Genomic DNA, 1,719 nt, shown 5'->3' on the forward strand with positions numbered 1-1,719 from the left:
TTTGCCGCTTAGCAGAGCGTTAGCAATATAAGAGGAAATCAATATGTCAGGAATCACGAATTTAGATGAACTATTGCGTTCTATGAGTCCAAAATTAGTGGGGTCAGAGTTTGTGTTTTGCACAGTTTCTGGTGTTCTTACGGACTATGTTGAGCTAAATCCAGTTGCTACGTTTATTGAGTCTGAGGGTTTAACTTTGGTTCTAGAGAAATCAGCGGCAGAAAAGGCAGGTTTGTCGTTTGATGGCACATATAGTCAAATCACTCTGACGGTACACTCCAGTTTGGAGGCTGTTGGTCTTACAGCAGCAGTGGCTAGCAAGTTAGCATCAAAAGGTATCAGTGCTAATGTGATTGCAGCTTACTATCACGATCATATCTTTGTTCAAAGTGGTAAAGCTGAAGCGGCAGTTTCAGCATTAGAAGAGTTCAGTGCATAGGGTTGAGCCATATTGCTAACAAAGCATTTAAGACGGATTCCCAACGCTCGGCATTTTTGGTTTACTCTGAATTTAGTGTTTACGGTACAATACTTTAAGTGCAGTGGTCTGCGTTGCTCACCACTTAATGCGGCGTTAGGCGTATTGATAAAATAGGTTAGGTAAATCAATGAATAATAAAAATGAGCTCGTTATTTATACAGACGACGGTTACGATGCTGAACTTATACTAATGGAAGGTAAGCCCTGGGCTAGCTTCCCGACATTAGCTGAAATGTTTTCTACGTCCATAGAAGACTTAACTCCTGTGCTCAAAGAAATTTTTAACTCCGGAGAACTTAGTCGTATAGACCATGCACAAAAACTTGCTCTTACGCCAAATGGCATCGAAGACTGGTTTTTTAGCGTAGACGCTATCATATCGGTTGGGTATCGATTGAATACTCAAAAAGCAACTCAATTCCGAGTGTGGTCAACGAATATCATCACAAGGTACATGAGTGATGGTTATTTAATTAACGACGACATCCTTAAGTCAGACCCTAAAAAACTAAGTGAACTTGCAGCTAAGATCCGAGAGCTGAGAGCGAACGAAAAAAACGTTTATGCTTCTGTTCGTGAGTGCTTCAAAATTGCGGCAACTGACTATGAACCAAGTTCTGCAGAAGTTCGTCGTTTTTATTCGTTACTGCAAGACAAATTTCATCATGCAATTACCAGTATGACTTCATCGCAATTGATTCTAGACCGAGCAGATCATACTGATGTGAATATGGGTATGCAGTCTATTAATGGTGCTGTCCCTACTAAAAGCGAAGTGATTGTCGGGAAAAACTACCTCAAAGAGTATGAGATTTATCGCATGCACTTACTGTCAGAGCAATTCTTGCTGTTTGCTGAGTCAACATCTTTGGCTGGTAAAGATATGACAATGAGTATGTTACATTCTCAGTTGGACAAGTTACTTGAAATTAATGGATATGAAGTGTTTGAGGGTTACTCTGACTACATAAAAGAGCATGCCGTTGAGCATGCTCAACAAGAGTATGAAAAGTTCTTGGAAATTAAGAAACTTGAACATTTAGGTATCGATGTTGATCTAGAGCTTTTTTATGTGGGGGAATACGACGAACTCAAAGAAGAAACGGCAAAAATCACCACAAGATCGTTACATAAAGCTCTGTCAATCCAAGATGCCTAACAAACGCTTCAAGCCGACCGCCAACGCATGGCATTTTTGGTTTGCAGTAATAATTGTGTTTAAGGCGTAATGCGGTAGC

The 1,719-nt window shown here is 40.3% G+C and carries 2 protein-coding genes; both read left to right on the forward strand.

The genetic code is table 11. The features are described 5' to 3' along the window. Window positions 1-43 precede the first annotated feature (43 nt). A complete protein-coding gene (locus ACP45E_RS19675; RefSeq protein ID WP_017038130.1) occupies window positions 44-439 on the forward strand; it encodes an ACT domain-containing protein in 396 nt (131 codons plus the stop codon). A gap of 169 nt (window positions 440-608) precedes the next feature. Next, complete coding sequence (gene rhuM, locus ACP45E_RS19680) at window positions 609-1,640, forward strand: RhuM family protein (RefSeq protein ID WP_069585458.1); 1,032 nt, start codon at window positions 609-611, stop codon at window positions 1,638-1,640. The last annotated feature ends 79 nt before the right edge of the window (window positions 1,641-1,719 follow it).

This window comes from Vibrio genomosp. F10 str. 9ZD137 (assembly GCF_049974785.1).
Taxonomy (GTDB): Bacteria; Pseudomonadota; Gammaproteobacteria; order Enterobacterales; family Vibrionaceae; genus Vibrio.

Bases quoted from the DNA above. Each gene is read 5' to 3' on its own strand.
- ACP45E_RS19675 (WP_017038130.1), top strand. From the start codon at position 44: ATGTCAGGAATCACGAATTTAGATGAACTATTGCGTTCTATGAGTCCA.
- rhuM (WP_069585458.1), top strand. From the start codon at position 609: ATGAATAATAAAAATGAGCTCGTTATTTATACAGACGACGGTTACGAT.